Below are 559 nucleotides of genomic sequence, written 5' to 3'. Positions count from 1 at the left end.
TGTACCAAAATTCAATATCAGGCTACAGTAAAGCTCCACGGGGTCTTTCCGTCCTGTCGCGGGTAACCTGCATCTTCACAGGTACTATAATTTCACCGAGTCTCTGGTTGAGACAGTGCCCAAATCGTTACACCTTTCGTGCGGGTCGGAACTTACCCGACAAGGAATTTCGCTACCTTAGGACCGTTATAGTTACGGCCGCCGTTTACTGGGGCTTCAGTTCAGAGCTTCGCTTACGCTAACCCCTCTCCTTAACCTTCCAGCACCGGGCAGGTGTCACCCCCTATACTTCGCCTTACGGCTTCGCAGAGAGCTGTGTTTTTGCTAAACAGTCGCTTGGGCCTATTCACTGCGGCTTTCCGTTAAGAAAGCACCCCTTCTCCCGAAGTTACGGGGTCATTTTGCCGAGTTCCTTAACCAGAGTTCTCTCGCACACCTTAGGATTCTCTCCTCGCCTACCTGTGTCGGTTTGCGGTACAGGCACCTTTTATCTCGCTAGAAGCTTTTCTTGGCAGCGGGGAATCAAAGACTTCGCTCCATAAGGAGCTTCCCCATCACA

At 51.5% G+C, this 559-nt stretch carries 1 rRNA gene; it reads right to left on the bottom strand.

Going from position 1 to position 559, the window contains the following annotated elements:
- A 23S ribosomal RNA gene (locus MR113_RS27420) occupies positions 1–559 on the bottom strand; the annotation flags it as partial.

It is taken from the genome of Bacillus cereus group sp. BfR-BA-01379 (assembly GCF_022663605.1).
Lineage (GTDB): Bacteria > Bacillota > Bacilli > Bacillales > Bacillaceae_G > Bacillus_A > Bacillus_A mobilis.
The sequence above is the reverse complement of the archived record's forward strand: the minus strand, read 5'-3'. Positions and strand labels throughout refer to the sequence as shown.